We start from the raw sequence: 16066 nt of genomic DNA on the forward strand, positions 1-16066 counted from the left end.
AGTCAGGTGAACGGCTGAATTGGTAATTGAATATCAACGGTGAGCCCGACTCCTTCTGCCGATGACAGCATGAGCGTGCCCCCGTGGTCCTCCACATAGCGCCTGGCAATGGGCAATCCGTAGCCGTTGCCCTTGGATTTCGAGCTATGGCCGGGGATGAAATCCAACAACTTCTCCAGATCGCGCGCACTGACGCCGCCTCCCGTGTCTGCGATGGTCATGCGAAGGGTGTCCGCATCAATGGTTGCAGATACCTTCACTGAGCCCGGTCGGAACTTAAATCGTTGCTCATGGCATTCGATGCCGTTCTGTATCGTGTTGGTGAGCACCATCATCAGGTGTGGACGTGACACCCGTGCCCTCAGTCCCGGAGCAATGTCGAGGAGCACTTCAACCACAGTGGCGTCCTTGTGGTCTGAAGAAACGTTATCGCGCGCCTTTTCCGCAGCCTCGGCGGCCAGTGAGGCGATGTCCTCTTCACGCAGTTCGATCCGGATTGTGCGCGAAAACGCATTAATGGCCGTGAGCAATCCCTGGAGATCATCGAGCCCCCGGCGAATTTTCGTAAGACGTGCTGCATCCGCTTTAGGAAGGGCTTCCGTGTCTGTCAGGCATTCAAGGTTTGAAAGCACTGGGGTGAGGATGGTCTTGATGTCGTGTGCCACGGACAGCAGCACCTCGTTTGTCTGTCGGTCGGCAAATGCTGAGGCCGCTTTGGCAGCCATGGCACCGTGGCTGCGGCTGATCTCAGCCACCAAAGACTGGAGCCCCTTGTGCCGGTTGCGCGCGGGTTTCTTGTCGCGCGGAATGCGCCGCGCCATCGCTAGCCGGGCGGCCTCGGACACATAGGCATTGGTGTCCTGTGCCAGCAAGCTGACGAGCGACTCAAAGATTTCCTCTGGAAACGAAAACAGGCGGCGTGCGATCACAAGCCTGACATCCCACTTGGCATCCTGCGCCAGTCTCAGAATCAGATCCAGCACTGGCGCAGTGACGGGCATGTTGCATACATAATCTGAAACTGTCTGCGCCCATTCCTGGCGCTGCTGCCACGGCACGTCTCCGGCATCAGACTGGAGCCTGCCTAGCCATGAATCGAGATCGTCCGCTGAAGCTTCCATGTCAGAGTTCAATAATTGTAGCGCTCTTTCCTGGCCATGAACGCTTCCTCGCCACCCTCAAGGATTGTCACGATGTCGCGTTTGCACTTGTCCACATCACCCGAGCGCGACACACCGCCCTGGGTGCGATTGGAATCCATGACGAACACCATGGACGCCTCGCCGAGGACGGGAATGTTTGGGTTGTGGGTGATAAAAATCATCTGGCGGCCTGCTTTCACTTTACGGATAGATTGCACCACCGTCTCGAAAACGTAGCTGTTGTCGAGGTTGTCCTCTGGTTGGTCAATTAGCAGCGGGTTGACGCTATCGAACAGAAGTATCGGCAGGATGGCTGTGCATTTCTGTCCGGTGGACAATGCCGAGGAGTCCCGAAATTCCCCACGGTCCGACAGCTCGATGGAAGGGGCGTCATGCATCTCGACCAGCTCCAGAGCGAAAAGATTCTGCGGCTGGGACAGGATCGAAATCACGGCCTCAGCCTGGTTGGAGTTCAGGCCGCAAGCCTCGGCGATGGCCTGGCCATCGCCTTTGCGCACCATCTGCACCAGCTCCTGCGGCGGGAGTGCTTCGGCAACCTTGCGGGCCACGATGCCTCCCTTGATCGTAGGAACGCGGAACACAGTCTCCAAGTGAGCCCGGTAGGCGTCGCGATCCCCACATTGTCGCACGGTGACGCGAATGGACGGTGCCAGATCATCGGTCAGCGTGGTAGCTATTTCGTGGCGAATTTGAAATCGTTTGTCAAAGAGACTGGAAAGATGACCAAGGTGTGAGCGGCGCTCATCATCAAGCTGCGCCACCTGCCGGGTCACGTCCGCGAGTTCGCGTTGTTTGAAGATTAGTTCGTTGCGCCGCTTCTCCTCCATGGTGCGCGCCGTTGAACAGGTTTGCGCCTCCTTGTGCTTGTCGAGCAGTTGCCGGAAGGCAGTTTCCTGCCGGATATGATCCTGTTCCAGCCCCTCCTTTTCAGCGACCAGTGTCTTGCCGCCAACTCTCAGCGCGATCACGGCCTCGTCGAGCAGGCGGTCAAATTCCCGGATCGCTCCGTGCATCGCCTCCGCAATACGCTGCATTCTAGCCCCGTTCGGCCCTCCCGTGATTTCAGCATTGATCAGAGAGTCAATCTCAGTGCCCAGCCGGTTTTTTGCACTGGTCACGGACTTGACGGCTTCCGCGCACATCCTGCGCACCTCGTCGATCGCCATAACCTCGCGTTCGCGAAGGGCTCTGTGCGCATGTCCAGCATTGATGGCCTCAGCATTGGGTCCGGCAGTCTGCTGCATGCCCTTGAGCTTAGCTTCCACCGAAGGCAGCTCTTTCGTTTCGGTCACCAGCGCCGCTTGCCTAGCCAGCAGTGGCAGCAGCTCTCGCGCGTTGGATTCAAGCTGCCCCTGGGTGGCCGAAATCTCCCCATCAATTCCGACCAGTTCGCCATCGCTAAACTTGTCGATAAGGTCGAGTTGGTAGTGCGGGTTCTCGGCAATGCTCTCCATCTGATTCTGACTGAGAATGTCCGCCTGGAAGAGACGCCCGCCGCGCACTTTCACACCTGGCAATGGTTCACCCCCAGCATCCAACACGATGGGCGGTTCGCCCGGTGACCGGATGATTTTGTAAATCTGCCCGTCTTTGGTTTCAACCATCAGTTCAACACGGCCGCCGTCGAGGTTCGATGTGACGACGGATTCAATGCGCTTGCGAAGTGGGTCGCCCTCGCGTCCTGGCATGGCGTCGAGGGCGAAGCGGATGATTTCAAGGATCGTGGTTTTACCGGCACCTCGGGGGCCGATGATGCAATTGAGGCCGTCGGCGAAGCTGATGTCCAGCCCGTCAAGGAATCCTCCGACAATGCGGAGACGCTGAATACGGTGGTGAGGCAATGTGCGTGGTTTCTGGCGTTTCATAGTAGTTCCATTCTATTCAGCTTACCCGCTCCTTGCCTCCGAATAGCGGCGTTTTCCCATACGGGTTGAATTTTTCCCATATGGTTTCCCATGCGGTTCCCATATGGGCCACCAGCGGGTCGGACGGGTGATAAAAGGATAAGCCATGGGTTCCCATACGGACATGCCCTTTCCATCAATTACCCGGCATACAGACTTAATTGACAGGTCATCGTCCTGTGTCGCCAACCCACAAATTGTGAGCGCGGCACCCGAATCAAAATCACACGACAGCCATGAGTCCAATCAAACCCAATTCGCAAAGTAACCGCCACGGTGATCTTCTCACCGCGGGTCGGCTCTCCCAATACCTCGGCTGCACCCAGCGGCACATCTACAACCTGCGCAAGCGTGGCCTGCCAGCCATCGTGATTGGCGACATGGTGAGATTCGATCTCGCAGCCGTGAGGCGCTGGCTCGGCGCTCAACAAAAAAGCAGTGCACAGCCCAAACGGTCCACCGGCGCGGCCACTTCAAAACCATGAACAAGTCTCTTTCGATCCCAATACATCCACAAACGCACTTCAAATCAATACCATGAAACTCAGCGCTCAAGCCAACAAACCCTTCGACACTCATCCTGAATACAACGGCCTCGCCGTCTGTGTGGATGTCACTCCACCCAAAACAGTGCAGACCGATTACGGTCCCAAGGAGCAGTTCCGTCTCGTCTTTGAAACCACCCAGCTCCGCGAGGACGGTCGGCCCTATCTGGTCTGGTCTCGCGGCTTCACCACCAGCCTTGGCGAGAAGGCGGCACTGCGGGCTTTTCTCAAGCAGTGGTTCGGTCGTGATCTGACTGCCGCCGAGCAGAAGGAGTTCGACACCGACACGCTCATCGGTCGCATGGCTCAGCTCGTCATCGTCCACACGGAGGGACGCAATGGCGAAACCTATGCCAACATCGGGCTGATCCGTCCGGACAAGTCTGGCAGCACGATGGCTCCTTCCGGCAAATACATCCGAGTCAAGGATCGCCAGGACAAAGACACCTCCTACAACCGGGTCAGCCAACCCGCGTCTGATGCTACGCAAGCTGCGGATGACTGGCACTTCACCAAGGTTCACGTCGGCAAGCATCAGGGGCTGGACATCTGTGAACTCGATCAGGCTGCGGTGCGCGGGCTCTACGACAACTGGCTGCCCATCGCCAAAGCGCTCCCAAAGCCACTGAAGGCAGATCGCGACCTGATGTTCGCCGTGGAGCAGGCCGCCGCCGAGTTCGGCTTCGCCAAGCCGGCAGAGGCTTCCGAGAACATCCCCTACTGAGATCAAACCTTCATTCGAATCCGATCCCATGATCCTCATTCAACGCGAATCTCCCTCGCACTGGTATTTGCCAGACGGCACCCCGTATCACGAGGTGGTCCGGGCCGATGGCAACGGCATGCGTTCCGTAACCCTGCGTGACGCCCGCAAGGTTAATGCCCTGCCCTCCGTCACCAACGTCCTCAGCGTGCTGGCCAAGCCTGGTCTTGATGCCTGGAAGCAGGAGCAGGCCATCATGGCTGCTCTGACGCTGCCCAAGCGTGAGGACGAGCCCCTTGATGCCTTTGCCCGCCGTGTCGTCGAAGACATGGGCGAGCAGGTCCGGTCCGCTGCTGATCTCGGCAGCTCTGTTCACGCCGCCATTGAGGTCTATCTGCAAACCGGCGAATCCCCGGAAAACCCTGACATCCTGCGCCTATTCGCGCCAGTGAAGCTGTGGATCGACGAGCACGTCGAGCGCATCGGTCTGGTCGAAACCGTGGCGGTGCATACGCAGTTCGGATTCGCCGGTCGCATCGACCTGGTGGCCAGGCTCAAGAGCACGGGCACCTGGGCGGTCATTGATTTCAAGACGCAGAAGATGAAGCCCGACAAGAAGGGCGTCTATCAGGCCAGCTACTACGAAACCTGGCCGCTGCAATTGATGGCCTACTTCAAGGCGCTCAACAGCGCCGGTGAATGTTCGCGCCGTCTGGAGGACATCGCATCTGTCGTCATCAACTCCGTCGAACCCACGCCCGTGCAGGTGAAGGTCTGGCCGCGAGAGGGCCACGAGTCTCTCTGGCAGGCTTTTAATAACGCCCGCGAACTGTGGTGCTTCATCAAGGGCTACCGCCCGCAACCCGCCGAGCCATTCCTCAGCGCATGAACCTTTCACCCGACAAGCCCATGCCCACCCTGATGACACTGCTCGATGAGCGCCGCCCGTTGATCACCACCCATCGCCGTTGGCCTCACGGGGCATGGCCGTGGATCACCTTCCTGCTTGGGCTCGCCCTGGGCTGGATTCTTCACCCACACCTCTCATGAGCTTTGATCCAACCGCCGAGAGGTTTCATCGGCTGGTGAAGCAGGGCCGCAATGTCCTGCTCACCGGTCAGGCTGGGACTGGCAAGAGCACCTTGTTGCGCAACGAGATCGACGCTGACGACGAGGAGGTGGCGATCACTGCCTCCACGGGCATTGCTGCGCTCAACATCGGTGGTAGCACCATCCACCGTTGGAGCGGCATGATGCTGGGCCCCAAACGTGGTGAAGATCCGCGTGGCTATCTCCGCGAACTGATGCGTGACAATCGCCATTCGGTTCGCGCGGGATTGGATCGCATCCGCAACTGTCGTCTGCTGGTCCTCGATGAGGTGTCGATGCTCTCGGGCATCACACTCGCCTTCTTCGATCTGCTGTGTCGCACGGTTCGTCGTGATCAGGCACCGTTTGGTGGCATCCAGATCATTGCCACAGGCGACTTCCTGCAACTGCCCCCGGTTCGCACTGATCCGCGTGAGGTCTATGACTGGGCCTTCCTGACTCAAAGCTGGATCGAGGCGGACTTCGCCACCATCCACCTCACCAAGGTTCATCGACAGGACGAACCTGACCTCCTGCGCGCTTTCGGGGAGTTCCGCGTGGGCAAGATCTCCTCGGCCAGTGCGGCACTGCTTGCCTCACGCGTGGTGCATTTTCCGGACGCTGACACACCACGCCTGTTCACCCACAACAGCCAGGTGGATAAATGGAACGCCTATCGTCTCGCCTGCATTGAGTCTGACGAGACGATCTACCCGGCACGCACTTCGGGTCCAGATCATCAAGTTCAGTTCCTTCGCACCAACCTGCTCACGCCTGAGCAGCTCGTGCTCAAACCGGGAGCCAGGGTGATGTTCACGGTGAATCAGCCTGACCTGGGTTTCGTGAACGGTCAAACCGGCACCGTGATCGTCTGCGGGCGTGACGAAGTGCTCGTCGATTGCGATGGAATGCCGATCCGTGTCGCGCCCTACGAATGGCGGTTTGATTCGCGCGACAAGCACAGCGCCACCTTCACCCAGTTCCCCCTGCGGCTGGCCTGGTCGCTCACTATCCACAAGTCCCAAGGCCTCACTCTCGACAGTGCCTACATCGACGTGCGTGCCGCCCGTGAACCTGGCCAGGCCTACGTCGCCGTCTCCCGTGTGCGCTCCCTAGCGGGCCTCAACATCAAAGCCTGGTTCAGCGGCATCTTCGTCAGCCAGGCAGCCATCCAATTTTACCAATCCATCACGCCCAAACCCGTCGCTGCATGAGCTTTTCCATTCCGTCCAACATCAACGAGCTCGACCGCCTGCAGGCAGCTCAGTTCTACCACGACCAGCTTGGCTGGGCTGTGCATCCGCTCATGCCACCTGACCGTGGTGATGAGCAGGAGCGTGGCAAGAAGCCCATCCTCAAAGGCTGGCGCAACCACCGCGCCGAGGAAGTCACCCAGGACTTCATCCGCCGACATTTCAATGGCACTTCTCACACCAATGTGGGGTGCGTGGTGCGTCCACCGTTCATCCATGTCGATCTGGACAGCAAACCCGACGCTGGGGAATCCGTCCGCGCTTGGCTTGCCACCAAGCCCGAGCTTGATCATGCGCCACGCGAGCGCACCGGGGGTGGTGCGCATCTGTCCTTCATCTGCCGTGACCTGCCTGAATCAGTGCTCAAGTCGAAGAAGGCCATCACCTGTCAGATCAATGACAAGGTGAGTGCCGAGCTTTACTTCGACGGCCTCAACATCGTGCTGAGTCCATCGGTTCACAAAAGCGGCCATCGCTACGTTTGGGAAATCACTGGCACCATTCCCGAGGTGAGCTGGGAGCAGTTGTGTCATTGGTTCGGCTTTGAAACTCCCGAGGCCGCCAAACGTGGCCGCCCGAAGAAGGATTCCACCTGGTGGTCCGCCTTCAATGGTGATCTCGCCACATTGGACATCGTGGCGTTGTTTCGTCGTGCGGGCCGTTTGGGCGACTGCATCGACCCAGATCAGCAGAAGTGGGCAGTGCGGTGCCCCTGGGATCATGATCACTCCAAGCAGCATGACGGCATCGGCACCGACACGGCCATCTTTGCCTCCGAGCCTCCTGGATTCAAATGCCTGCACGCCCACTGCGCCGAACGCAGCATCAAAGACGTGCTGGAGTGGTTTGAAGCGCAGCAGTCTGGGATCGTGGATGAACACTGTCGCGAGCAGCGTGTGTGGAAGGACGGTCAAAAGGATCGCGAAGGTCGCCCGCGCATCGTTCTGCCTGGACCTGATCGTGAAGACTCCGAGTTCGCCACCGAAGTGGCCGAGGTGATCGCGCCAAAGGAAGTCTGGTTCAACAAGGCCGAGCGTGTCGTCTCAGTTCGCCTGCTGCGGTTTTCAGAGAAGGCACAGTCACTCGGGTTTCAGGCGCTGGAACCCATCGAAGCCCGCACAGCCATTGAGGATCATGTGCAGACGGGCTTGGTGCAAATGGACCGAGACACCAGCCAGCCGGTGTTTTCAGCGCGCACCATGACGCGTGAGTGCGCGGCTGGTCTTTTGGCCGCCCCACAACTCCGGCGGAAGCTGCCCGAGATCATCCGCATCCTGGATTTCCCGCTCCCCATCCGCCTGCCGGGCGGAGAGATCGCTCAGCCAAAATCTGGCTACGATCCGCGCTTCCGCATCTACACGGACCCTGCGGCTCCAGAACTGAGGCGCATGTCACGGGACGAGGCCTTTGAGTGGATCAAGCAGGCGCACGTTGGGTTTGGGTTCCGTGACAAGCAAAGCCTGGTCCATGCCATCGCTCGTCTGATCACGCCCTACTGCCGAGGTCTCATGGGTTGGGATGGCCGGTTCCCGCTCTGGCACTTTTCAGGCAACCGCCCCAGGGCAGGCAAGGACTACCTCGCAGGAGTGACTCAGATCGTCTATGAGGGGCGCAGCATCGAAGACGCTCCGCTGGAACGTGAGTCCGAGGAAACGCGCAAGCGCATCACGGCCGCGTTGATGAGTGGGCGACGGATGTTGCATTTTGCCAACTGCCAGGGCCACATTCAAGACGCTGTCTTCATCGGCGCGATCACCAGCAAGACCTTTGGCGCTCGCAATCTCGGCAGCACGGACGCGCGCTCTGACCTCACCTTGCCCAACGAGATCGAGTTCTCCATCTCGGCTAACATTGGCCTCACGTTCCGGCCCGATGTCGAGCCGCGCACACGCCGCATCACTCTGGAGTTTCCCGAGGACAACGCCAATGGCCGCGAGTTCCCCAACCCGGAACTGCATGACTGGGTGCGCCAGCACCGCCGTGAAATCTTGTCAGCCATCGACTCACTGGTCGCGATGTGGGTAGAGGCAGGCTGCCCCGCCGGCAAACGTCCCTTCAACAGCTTTCCTGAGTGGGCCACCGTCGTGGGCGGAGTGCTCGGGTTCCACAACCTGGGTGATCCATGCGAACCGCATCTGGATGATGGCGGGCTGCCTGCCGACCGTCAAACAGAGGCCATGCGGATGCTGTTCGTCATTGGCTACGCCGCACATCCTGACAAGTGGGTCGGTAAGGCTCAGATCTATGAAATCATCGAGAGCAACGCGGAGACGGAGGCCTTTTCATGGTTCGGTGATCTGGCCGAAAAGGGAGCCAAGCACCGCATTGGCAAAGACCTGCGGCAGTTCAAGGACCGCGAATTGGACGGGATATTGTTCATGATTGATGATCACGCCAAAGAGTCCCAGAAACATCGTTTCAGGTTCACCAAGCAGAAGAGTTCACGTCACGATGTTCTGGGTGAGCTATTCGGGATGCGTCAGCCCTCTGAAACCGCTCTCCAGGGTGTAAATCAGGCGCATTTGGCGCATTTATCGCATTCTGTAGCTCTGCCAAAACTCCAGACCTTTAAATCAGAAGAAAATAATAAAAATAGGGAGAATAAAAGAGAGTACAGTACACACACAGGGGAACCAATGCGTGAAATGCGTCAAATGCGCAGCGCGTCGGACCTCCCGGCCATCGCTGCCGCGATCCGTAAATCACGCTCCGTCGCGCTCGATCTGGAAACCTACGGCCCGCGCAAAGGCGATGGTCTCGATCCATGGGCGGGTGACATCCGACTGCTCTCCCTTTGCGTGGAAGGTCAGGAGCCCTGGATCTTGGATCTGCGCGCCATCGGCTACGATCTCGGTGAGCTGAAGACAGCTCTCGAATCCGTCGAGATCATCGCCCACAACGCCAAGTTCGATCTGCTCTGGCTGCGCGTGAAATGTGGCCTCCGTGCCACGCGCGTGTTCTGCACGCTGGTGGCAGCGCGCCTGTTCAGCGCTGGCACCAAACCAGGCAACGACCTCGACAAGTGTCTGGAGCGTTACCTCGGCATTGCTCCCGCCCCTGATCACAGCCGCTCCGACTGGGGTTCGATGTTCCTCACCGAAGATCAGCTCGCCTATGCCGCTCGTGATGTGCTCCATCTCCAGGCGCTTTCCAACAAGCTCTGGAGCCTGCTGGAAAGCGATCAGCTCGATGTGGTGGGCCGGCTCGAATTCGATCTCGTGCCCGTCATCGTCGAGATGGAAGCCGCCGGCATTGCCGTGGACAAAGCCAGGCTCCGGGAGATCGAAACGAGGGCACGCTCCTCTGCCTCCGATCATGCCGGGATGCTGCGCCAAAAGCTCAACCTGCCCAAGCTCAACCCTGGCAGTCCTCAGCAGCTTCTCGAAGCGCTCAAGGCGGCAGGCATCGAGCTGGATAACACCAACGAGGAAACGCTCAAGGCGGCGGACGATGGCGAGATCATCCCGCTGATCCTCGACTACCGGGGCGCTGAAAAGCTCGCTCAACAGGCGGCTTCGTTGCTGGAGTGTGTGAAGCAGGACGGACGCATCCATGGCCGCTTCGATCCCACGGGCACGGCCACAGGCCGGTTCTCATCGAAGGACCCGAACCTGCAAAACGTGGGGCGTGGTGAACTGCGCACCTGCTTTGTGCCTGAGCCTGGGAACAAGCTCATCGTCGCCGACTACTCGCAGATCGAGCTGCGCGCTGCTGCCGTGATCGCTGGCGAGAAGAAGATGATCGAGGCCTACAAGAACGGCGTGGACCTGCACAAGCAGACCGCCTCCGAAGTCTTGAACAAGCCTTTGGAGGACGTCACCAAGCAAGATCGGCAGATTAGCAAATCGGCAAATTTTGGCCTGCTGTACGGTCAGAGCGCTCCGGGCCTCGTGCGCTACGCCGCATCGAGCTACGGCGTGCAGATGGAGCTGGACCAGGCCGAGCAAATCCGCCGGCAGTTCTTCCGCACCTACGACCGCCTGCGCCAGTGGCATGGTGTCAGTCACAACCAGGCGGACGCCGGTGCCCGCGAAGTTAGAACCGTGCTGGGTCGCCGCCGCTTGATCCCGGAAACGGCCTCCGAATGGGAACGCTTCACCGCCCTGGTGAACACGCCCGTTCAAGGCGGTTGCGCCGATGGCATGAAGCAGGCGCTCGTGCTCCTAGCCCAACGTCTGCCCAACGAGGCCCGAATCATCTCCACCGTGCATGATGAAGTGCTCGTGGAGGCTCCCGAGGCGATGGCGAATGAAGTCTGCGATCTGGTCCAAGCCACCATGATCGAAGCGATGGCCGCCCTGTTCCCGCAGGTGCCCATCGAGGTCGAGGCGGGGTCATGTGCCAACTGGGGCGAGAAATGAAAGGAGCCACCCCCATGAACTTCGATGACGATGAAGAACTGCCGCCAAGCTCGTACCAGAGCCGCCAGCGCGACATGGACGATGATTACCGCCGGGAATACCAGCAGTGGATCAGATCCCTGCCGCCCGAGGAGCGTCGCAAGGTCAAGGAGATGGGCTTGGACAAAGCCTACCTCCCCTCAGGCTCCGGTGGTGCCACCAAGGACGCCGCCGAATCCTCCCGCGCCCGATGCGAGGACAGCTACGAAGAACCTGAGGAACCTGCCTCCGATGCACCTGCCCACCAGGCATCCTCCGCCACTGAGCCATGTTCAAATCATCCGCAGCCTGCGGACACTGAAGGCTTGCACGATCTACTGCGCCGCCTGGTGGGCGAGATGGTCAGCCAGAGCAACGCTCGCCTTTCGCTCGACTGCCTCGCCCTCGTCACCGGGCTTGCCTATGACGGCGACTCGATGACCGAGATCGCCAAGCGCCACGACGTGACCCGCGCTGCCGTCTCCAAACGCTGCGTCGAGTTGACGCAGTCACTCAATCTGAAACCCAGCCGTGCCATGCGCTCCCTGCTCGCCCGCGAGAGCTACCGCAAAGCCCGCATCCATCATCTCCGCGTGAATCCATGAAACCCGCCCGCATCGACCCGAAAATCACCATCACCCGCACAGGGTTGCAGGTGACAGCCGACCTCAGCTTCGAGGAGTGGCAGTCCATGGCCTCCCGTTTCGGAGCCGCCATGTCCAGCGCGGCCTTCGTCATCGGCGACTGGCTCGTGTATGGCGAGGATCACTTCCGTGGCCAGAAACGCCTTCCTGGCTTTGAAGACGAATCCATCAGCACCCGAAGAGTGTCCTCCGAGATCTATGACGAAGCCCTGCGTCTGACTGGCCTGGACCGCAGCACCCTCGTGACCTACGCCTATGTGGCGCGACGCGTGCCCGCTTCGTTGCGCAACGAGCAGCTTTCCTGGGAGCATCACAAGGCGGTGGCGAAGTTGAAGGAGGAAGACCAACAACGCTGGCTCCAGATCGCCGGGGCTGAAGGCGACGACGAGCACGGCGCAGTGTCCACCCGACGACTGCGCAAGAGCATCACCGCAGGTCGCCTGCTCACCGCCGAGGAGATGACCTCCGATCCAGCCGACCGTGGCCGCCTCAATCACATCCCGTTCCTCAACCGCCTGAACGCCTGGTGGGCGCAGATGAAGGACAACGGCTGGCTCAAGCGGGCGACCCGCGAGCAGAAGGAAACCCTCAAACGCGACCTCAGCATGGTCGTGCGGATCATCCGCGAACTCGATTCCAACTAAACCACCCCACCACGATATGGACACAGACCAACCCCTCCAAGATCAAGCCATCGAACACGTCCGCGAACTGCTCGCCACCCACTGGCGCGAAGCGAAGGACTCCGCCGACGAAGACGGCAAGTTCGCCATCGGCCTGCGCATCTCCGTTCTCAACGGCGCACCCGCCAAGCTCAAGGTGAAGTGCAGCATCAGCAAAACCATCACCGACGAGATCGAGAGCCAGGTGGACGACCCGGAGCAGATGAAACTGCTGTAACCCAAATACCATCCCACACCCCGAAAATCATTATGACACCCGCAGACATCATCGCTTGGGCGCTCGCCCTCGGCCTCGCCTGGGTCGTTCTCGCCCTGTGCATCCCTATCGAGCGCTGGATCGAGCTGCATATGCAGCGCCGAGTGCGCAACACAGGCTTGGAAAAGCGATTGGAAGAACTGGAACGTCGCTTCAAAGAGCAGTCTCCACCCGAGGCGTAAAGTTGACTCTCTGCGCAGGCCATGCCTCGCCTGCGCTACCGTGCCCCGAAATCTCCCTCTAGTCTGGAGGCGCGCTTCCTGATGCTCTGGAAACACGTCAAGGGGCCAGACTTGGAGAAGGAGTATCGCTTCCACCACGAACGGCGTTGGAGGTCTGATTTTGCGCATGTAGGCGCTCGTGTGTTGATCGAGATCGAGGGCGGCATCTGGGTGAATGGTCGCCACAACCGTGCTGCCGGGTTCAATGCCGATCTGGAGAAATACCTCGCCGCAGGACTCGCTGGCTGGCGCGTGTTCCGATTCGGGCCGGATCAAATCACGTTGGAGAACGTGGAGCGCATGGCTGAACAGGTGCGTGACGAAATAAGGCGGTTTTCCACTGAATCCACTTTGGTCAAAAATCAGCAAATCGTTGATTCTGAATCGCTAGACGCGAATCCGGCGGTGAAAAAAGTGGAAAGCTGAAATTCGCGTTTGCATGGAATTTGCGTGGTGGTGTCCGAACCCAGGGTCACGAACGATCTCGAAAAGAGATTTCCTTGCACGACTCGGCAGCAACAGGCAGGCACATGCACGGGCGGCCGGAACTTCGAGTGCCGGGAATTCAATCTTGGCAAGAGTTGCGTGATAAAGAAACTGATCAATGCCGCTCAGATGCAAGGACGCGACCGTGGTGCGGCGACAGGAGCGAGTCCCTGTCGGAATAAAGTCCCACCTTGACCATCTGATGATGTCGGCGAGTCTTGCCGCCGCTTCCTCAATGAAACGCTTCTGGCAAATCCTCGCACTTCTGCTGCTGGCCTTGATGGTCCCGGCTTCGGTGTGCTGTTATGGGGCAGGTGGATGCACGGTCGAGGCTTGCTGCTCTGAATGCCATGATGCCAACGACGACGGCGAACATCCCGCTCCCGTTTCCTGCCCGAGCGATACGATTGCCCACAGCCAAGTTCCCGCGCCGGTCATGCTTCCTGCGATGCAGATGGTGGAGCTGGCGGAGTTGATTCAGGCGATGATTCGTCTTCAAGACGATCTCGCCACGGCCACGGAGTCTTCTGGGCTGCCGATGACCACCGCGCCGCCGGAACTGCGAGCGACGTGGCATTTCACACAACGCACGGCACTGCCTGTGCGTGCGCCTTCGATCCAGGCTTAAAGTCCCGTGCGTTGGTCCGCCCATGTTGGCGGTGACATCCACGCAGGAGCTTCCCACCGCGACCGCTCGCTTAGCGGCATCGTGGCTTTGCCGTGCCTCCGTCGAAACTCCAATCCCATCTCATCATGCGTTCATTCATCCTATCATCTCTCTTGCTGGCCGCTGTGCCGCAGCTTCTCGCGGCGGATTCCAAACCGGAGCCGTCCTCCATTTCCAGTCTCGTGGGTCGCACGCTCGCGGGGAATCCTGAAATCCGCTTTTATGAGGCGGAGGTCGCGGCGGCGAAGGCGACTCGCAGCACGGCGGGCAGGCAGTCGAACCCGGAGCTGAGCCTGCAAGTCGGCAACAACAGCATTCGCAACGCCGACAGCCGCTCGAACGGTCTCGCTTTCTCTGCCGAGCTGGCGCAGCCCATCGAGTGGCCCGGCAGACTTGGCTTGCGCAAGGCCATCGCTAACCGCGACATCGCCATGGCGGAGCTGGGGCTGGAGCGGTTTCGCTTTCATCTCGCGGCCCGTGTCCGCGTGCTGGCATTCACGCTGTCCGCGCAGCAAGATCTCGCTAATGCCGCGAATGAAGTCGCCGCACGTTATGCCTCGCTGCGTGAGGTCATGGTGCAGCGTGAGCCTGCGGGCATCGCGCCGCAGCTTGAGATCGCCACCATCGAGGCGGCGGCGCTCGTGGCGGAGTCACGGGCATCAAAGGCAGGCGTGGAGGTGCAAAAGGCACTGCTGGAGCTGAACCAGCTCATGGGTCGCCGCGCCGATGCGCCGCTGATCGTGAAGCGCGGCCCGCTGGATGCACGGCCCGCGCCTGCGCTGCTCTCCCTGCTCGGCTCCGCGATGAAGAACCACTACGAGCTGCGCTTGCGCCGTGCCGAGCTGGAGCAGCAGGGCTTCAAGGTCGAGCTGGCGAAGAACGAGCGCTACCCCGCATTCACCATCGGCCCCTTTGTTGAGGTGCAAAACACCCGCACGCTCGATGACCAGACCGTGGCAGGCATCGGCATCTCCTTCCCGCTGCCATTTTGGAAGAATGGCAAAGCAGAGGTCACCAATGCCGAGGCACGCCAGATGCAGGCGCAGGCCACGCTCGCCGCCGCACAGCGCGAGGTGGAACGGCAGGTCACGGAGAGCATGCTCATCTACCAGACGCAGCAGTCACGCCTCGCCGTGTGGAAGGGCGATGCCGTCACGAAGTTCAGCGATGCCGCCGCGCTTGCCGACCGCCATTTCAGACTCGGTGCCGTGCCCATGAGCACCTTTGTCGAGCTTCAGGACAAGTATCTCGAAGCCGTCGAGGCCATCCACAGCACCCAGACCGAGGCGCTGGAGGCCGCGCTCACCCTCGAAGAACTCACCGGCGCACCCGGCAGCCTCATCACCACCAAAAACTAACTTCACCTTATCATGAAACTCTTGCTCATCCTGTCTCTCGTCGTCACCGCCGCAGCGCTCACCAGTTGCAGCGAATCCGCCGCCAGTCCTTCCACCGAACACACCACCGCACCGGAGAACGGCGCACAGTTCAAGGACGGCAAAGGCGTGGCCCTCACCGCGCTCATGGCGCAGTCCATCAGCCTGCAAACCGCCGAGGTGCAGGAGGAAAAGATCGCCCCTGCCTTCACCATCAACGTGCAGGCCATGCAGCGTGGCACCGAGGCCAGCGGATGGCTCACTGCCGATCAAGCCGCGCGTGTGCAGCCCGGCATGGAGGTCGGGCTTGGCACCGCGAAAGGCAGCGTGCTCCGCATTGAAAAAGCAGCCTATGCCACGCTCGGCGACTTTGAAGTCACTGTGCAAACCGCCGCTCCCATCGAGCCAGGCAGCGCCATCAACGCCACCTTCCGCTTTCCCGCTGGCGATGCCGTCACCGCCATTCCTGCGAATGCACTGCTCACCACCGCCGAGGGCACCTTCGTCTATGCCAAGAACGACGAGTTCTTCCTCCGCACGCCCGTCAAAGTCGGCGCACGCAGTGGCGATCATGTCGAAATCACCGACGGCCTCTACACCGGCGACGAGATCGTCACCACGCCTGTCATGTCCTTGTGGCTCGCCGAGCTGCAAGTCCTGCGCGGCGGCAAAGCCTGCACCTGCGGCCACTAGCACG

16 protein-coding genes are annotated in these 16066 nt (G+C 60.1%); 14 read left to right on the top strand and 2 right to left on the bottom strand.

Annotated elements, in window-relative coordinates:
* Nucleotides 1-2: 2 nt before the first annotated feature.
* Both ABEB25_RS12110 and ABEB25_RS12115 read right to left on the bottom strand, forming a co-directional pair.
* Nucleotides 3-1121 carry a sensor histidine kinase gene (locus ABEB25_RS12110; protein ID WP_345736670.1) on the bottom strand — a complete coding sequence of 373 codons (1119 nt, stop codon included), beginning with the start codon at nucleotides 1119-1121 and terminating at the stop codon, nucleotides 3-5.
* An 8-nt stretch (nucleotides 1122-1129) separates the two neighbouring features.
* Nucleotides 1130-3028 carry an AAA family ATPase gene (locus tag ABEB25_RS12115; protein ID WP_345736671.1) on the bottom strand — a complete coding sequence of 633 codons (1899 nt, stop codon included), beginning with the start codon at nucleotides 3026-3028 and terminating at the stop codon, nucleotides 1130-1132.
* Nucleotides 3029-3303: 275 nt separating this feature from the next.
* Here ABEB25_RS12115 and ABEB25_RS12120 point away from each other — a divergent pair, with 275 nt between their 5' ends.
* The 14 genes from ABEB25_RS12120 (at nucleotide 3304) to ABEB25_RS12185 (ending at nucleotide 16062) form a co-directional block, all read left to right on the top strand.
* Nucleotides 3304-3552, top strand: coding sequence for a helix-turn-helix domain-containing protein (locus tag ABEB25_RS12120; RefSeq protein WP_345736672.1), 249 nt, complete (start codon nucleotides 3304-3306; stop codon nucleotides 3550-3552).
* 52 nt (nucleotides 3553-3604) lie between these two features.
* On the top strand, nucleotides 3605-4336 hold the full coding sequence (locus tag ABEB25_RS12125; RefSeq protein ID WP_345736673.1) for a phage replication initiation protein, NGO0469 family: 732 nt from the start codon (nucleotides 3605-3607) through the stop codon (nucleotides 4334-4336).
* A 28-nt stretch (nucleotides 4337-4364) separates the two neighbouring features.
* Complete coding sequence (locus ABEB25_RS12130; protein ID WP_345736674.1) at nucleotides 4365-5204, top strand: PD-(D/E)XK nuclease family protein; 840 nt, start codon at nucleotides 4365-4367, stop codon at nucleotides 5202-5204.
* Nucleotides 5201-5365 carry a hypothetical protein gene (locus ABEB25_RS12135; RefSeq protein ID WP_345736675.1) on the top strand — a complete coding sequence of 55 codons (165 nt, stop codon included), beginning with the start codon at nucleotides 5201-5203 and terminating at the stop codon, nucleotides 5363-5365. The genes ABEB25_RS12130 and ABEB25_RS12135 overlap by 4 nt, the downstream gene beginning before the upstream one ends.
* A complete protein-coding gene (locus tag ABEB25_RS12140; RefSeq protein WP_345736676.1) occupies nucleotides 5362-6618 on the top strand; it encodes a DEAD/DEAH box helicase in 1257 nt (418 codons plus the stop codon). The genes ABEB25_RS12135 and ABEB25_RS12140 overlap by 4 nt, the downstream gene beginning before the upstream one ends.
* The gene (locus ABEB25_RS12145; RefSeq protein WP_345736677.1) at nucleotides 6615-11018 is read left to right on the top strand and encodes a DNA polymerase; all 4404 of its coding nucleotides are present in this window, start codon (nucleotides 6615-6617) and stop codon (nucleotides 11016-11018) included. The genes ABEB25_RS12140 and ABEB25_RS12145 overlap by 4 nt, the downstream gene beginning before the upstream one ends.
* On the top strand, nucleotides 11015-11641 hold the full coding sequence (locus ABEB25_RS12150) for an HMG-box domain-containing protein (protein WP_345736678.1): 627 nt from the start codon (nucleotides 11015-11017) through the stop codon (nucleotides 11639-11641). Before ABEB25_RS12145 ends, ABEB25_RS12150 begins: the two co-directional genes overlap by 4 nt.
* The gene (locus ABEB25_RS12155; RefSeq protein WP_345736679.1) at nucleotides 11638-12324 is read left to right on the top strand and encodes a hypothetical protein; all 687 of its coding nucleotides are present in this window, start codon (nucleotides 11638-11640) and stop codon (nucleotides 12322-12324) included. The genes ABEB25_RS12150 and ABEB25_RS12155 overlap by 4 nt, the downstream gene beginning before the upstream one ends.
* Before the next feature lie 16 nt (nucleotides 12325-12340).
* Nucleotides 12341-12580 (top strand): hypothetical protein, encoded by a 240-nt coding sequence (locus ABEB25_RS12160; protein WP_345736680.1) that lies wholly within the window; start codon nucleotides 12341-12343, stop codon nucleotides 12578-12580.
* A gap of 32 nt (nucleotides 12581-12612) precedes the next feature.
* Complete coding sequence (locus tag ABEB25_RS12165) at nucleotides 12613-12801, top strand: hypothetical protein (protein ID WP_345736681.1); 189 nt, start codon at nucleotides 12613-12615, stop codon at nucleotides 12799-12801.
* Nucleotides 12802-12822: 21 nt separating this feature from the next.
* On the top strand, nucleotides 12823-13266 hold the full coding sequence (locus tag ABEB25_RS12170; RefSeq protein WP_345736682.1) for a DUF559 domain-containing protein: 444 nt from the start codon (nucleotides 12823-12825) through the stop codon (nucleotides 13264-13266).
* Nucleotides 13267-13561: 295 nt separating this feature from the next.
* On the top strand, nucleotides 13562-13954 hold the full coding sequence (locus ABEB25_RS12175) for a hypothetical protein (RefSeq protein WP_345736683.1): 393 nt from the start codon (nucleotides 13562-13564) through the stop codon (nucleotides 13952-13954).
* Nucleotides 13955-14079: 125 nt separating this feature from the next.
* Entirely contained in the window at nucleotides 14080-15351 is a 1272-nt protein-coding gene (locus ABEB25_RS12180; RefSeq protein ID WP_345736684.1) for a TolC family protein, read from the top strand.
* A 12-nt stretch (nucleotides 15352-15363) separates the two neighbouring features.
* Nucleotides 15364-16062: a permuted SH3 domain-containing protein gene (locus ABEB25_RS12185; RefSeq protein ID WP_345736685.1), complete on the top strand. Its 699-nt coding sequence runs from the start codon at nucleotides 15364-15366 to the stop codon at nucleotides 16060-16062.
* Nucleotides 16063-16066 lie beyond the last annotated feature (4 nt).

This window comes from Prosthecobacter algae, from assembly GCF_039542385.1.
GTDB classification, from domain to species: Bacteria; Verrucomicrobiota; Verrucomicrobiia; order Verrucomicrobiales; family Verrucomicrobiaceae; genus Prosthecobacter; species Prosthecobacter algae.

What these genes read in the sequence shown, in the direction of transcription:
- ABEB25_RS12110 (WP_345736670.1), bottom strand. Translation starts at nt 1,121, where the DNA reads ATGGAAGCTTCAGCGGACGATCTCGATTCATGGCTAGGCAGGCTCCAG.
- ABEB25_RS12115 (WP_345736671.1), bottom strand. Translation starts at nt 3,028, where the DNA reads ATGAAACGCCAGAAACCACGCACATTGCCTCACCACCGTATTCAGCGT.
- ABEB25_RS12120 (WP_345736672.1), top strand. Translation starts at nt 3,304, where the DNA reads ATGAGTCCAATCAAACCCAATTCGCAAAGTAACCGCCACGGTGATCTT.
- ABEB25_RS12125 (WP_345736673.1), top strand. Translation starts at nt 3,605, where the DNA reads ATGAAACTCAGCGCTCAAGCCAACAAACCCTTCGACACTCATCCTGAA.
- ABEB25_RS12130 (WP_345736674.1), top strand. Translation starts at nt 4,365, where the DNA reads ATGATCCTCATTCAACGCGAATCTCCCTCGCACTGGTATTTGCCAGAC.
- ABEB25_RS12135 (WP_345736675.1), top strand. Translation starts at nt 5,201, where the DNA reads ATGAACCTTTCACCCGACAAGCCCATGCCCACCCTGATGACACTGCTC.
- ABEB25_RS12140 (WP_345736676.1), top strand. Translation starts at nt 5,362, where the DNA reads ATGAGCTTTGATCCAACCGCCGAGAGGTTTCATCGGCTGGTGAAGCAG.
- ABEB25_RS12145 (WP_345736677.1), top strand. Translation starts at nt 6,615, where the DNA reads ATGAGCTTTTCCATTCCGTCCAACATCAACGAGCTCGACCGCCTGCAG.
- ABEB25_RS12150 (WP_345736678.1), top strand. Translation starts at nt 11,015, where the DNA reads ATGAAAGGAGCCACCCCCATGAACTTCGATGACGATGAAGAACTGCCG.
- ABEB25_RS12155 (WP_345736679.1), top strand. Translation starts at nt 11,638, where the DNA reads ATGAAACCCGCCCGCATCGACCCGAAAATCACCATCACCCGCACAGGG.
- ABEB25_RS12160 (WP_345736680.1), top strand. Translation starts at nt 12,341, where the DNA reads ATGGACACAGACCAACCCCTCCAAGATCAAGCCATCGAACACGTCCGC.
- ABEB25_RS12165 (WP_345736681.1), top strand. Translation starts at nt 12,613, where the DNA reads ATGACACCCGCAGACATCATCGCTTGGGCGCTCGCCCTCGGCCTCGCC.
- ABEB25_RS12170 (WP_345736682.1), top strand. Translation starts at nt 12,823, where the DNA reads ATGCCTCGCCTGCGCTACCGTGCCCCGAAATCTCCCTCTAGTCTGGAG.
- ABEB25_RS12175 (WP_345736683.1), top strand. Translation starts at nt 13,562, where the DNA reads ATGAAACGCTTCTGGCAAATCCTCGCACTTCTGCTGCTGGCCTTGATG.
- ABEB25_RS12180 (WP_345736684.1), top strand. Translation starts at nt 14,080, where the DNA reads ATGCGTTCATTCATCCTATCATCTCTCTTGCTGGCCGCTGTGCCGCAG.
- ABEB25_RS12185 (WP_345736685.1), top strand. Translation starts at nt 15,364, where the DNA reads ATGAAACTCTTGCTCATCCTGTCTCTCGTCGTCACCGCCGCAGCGCTC.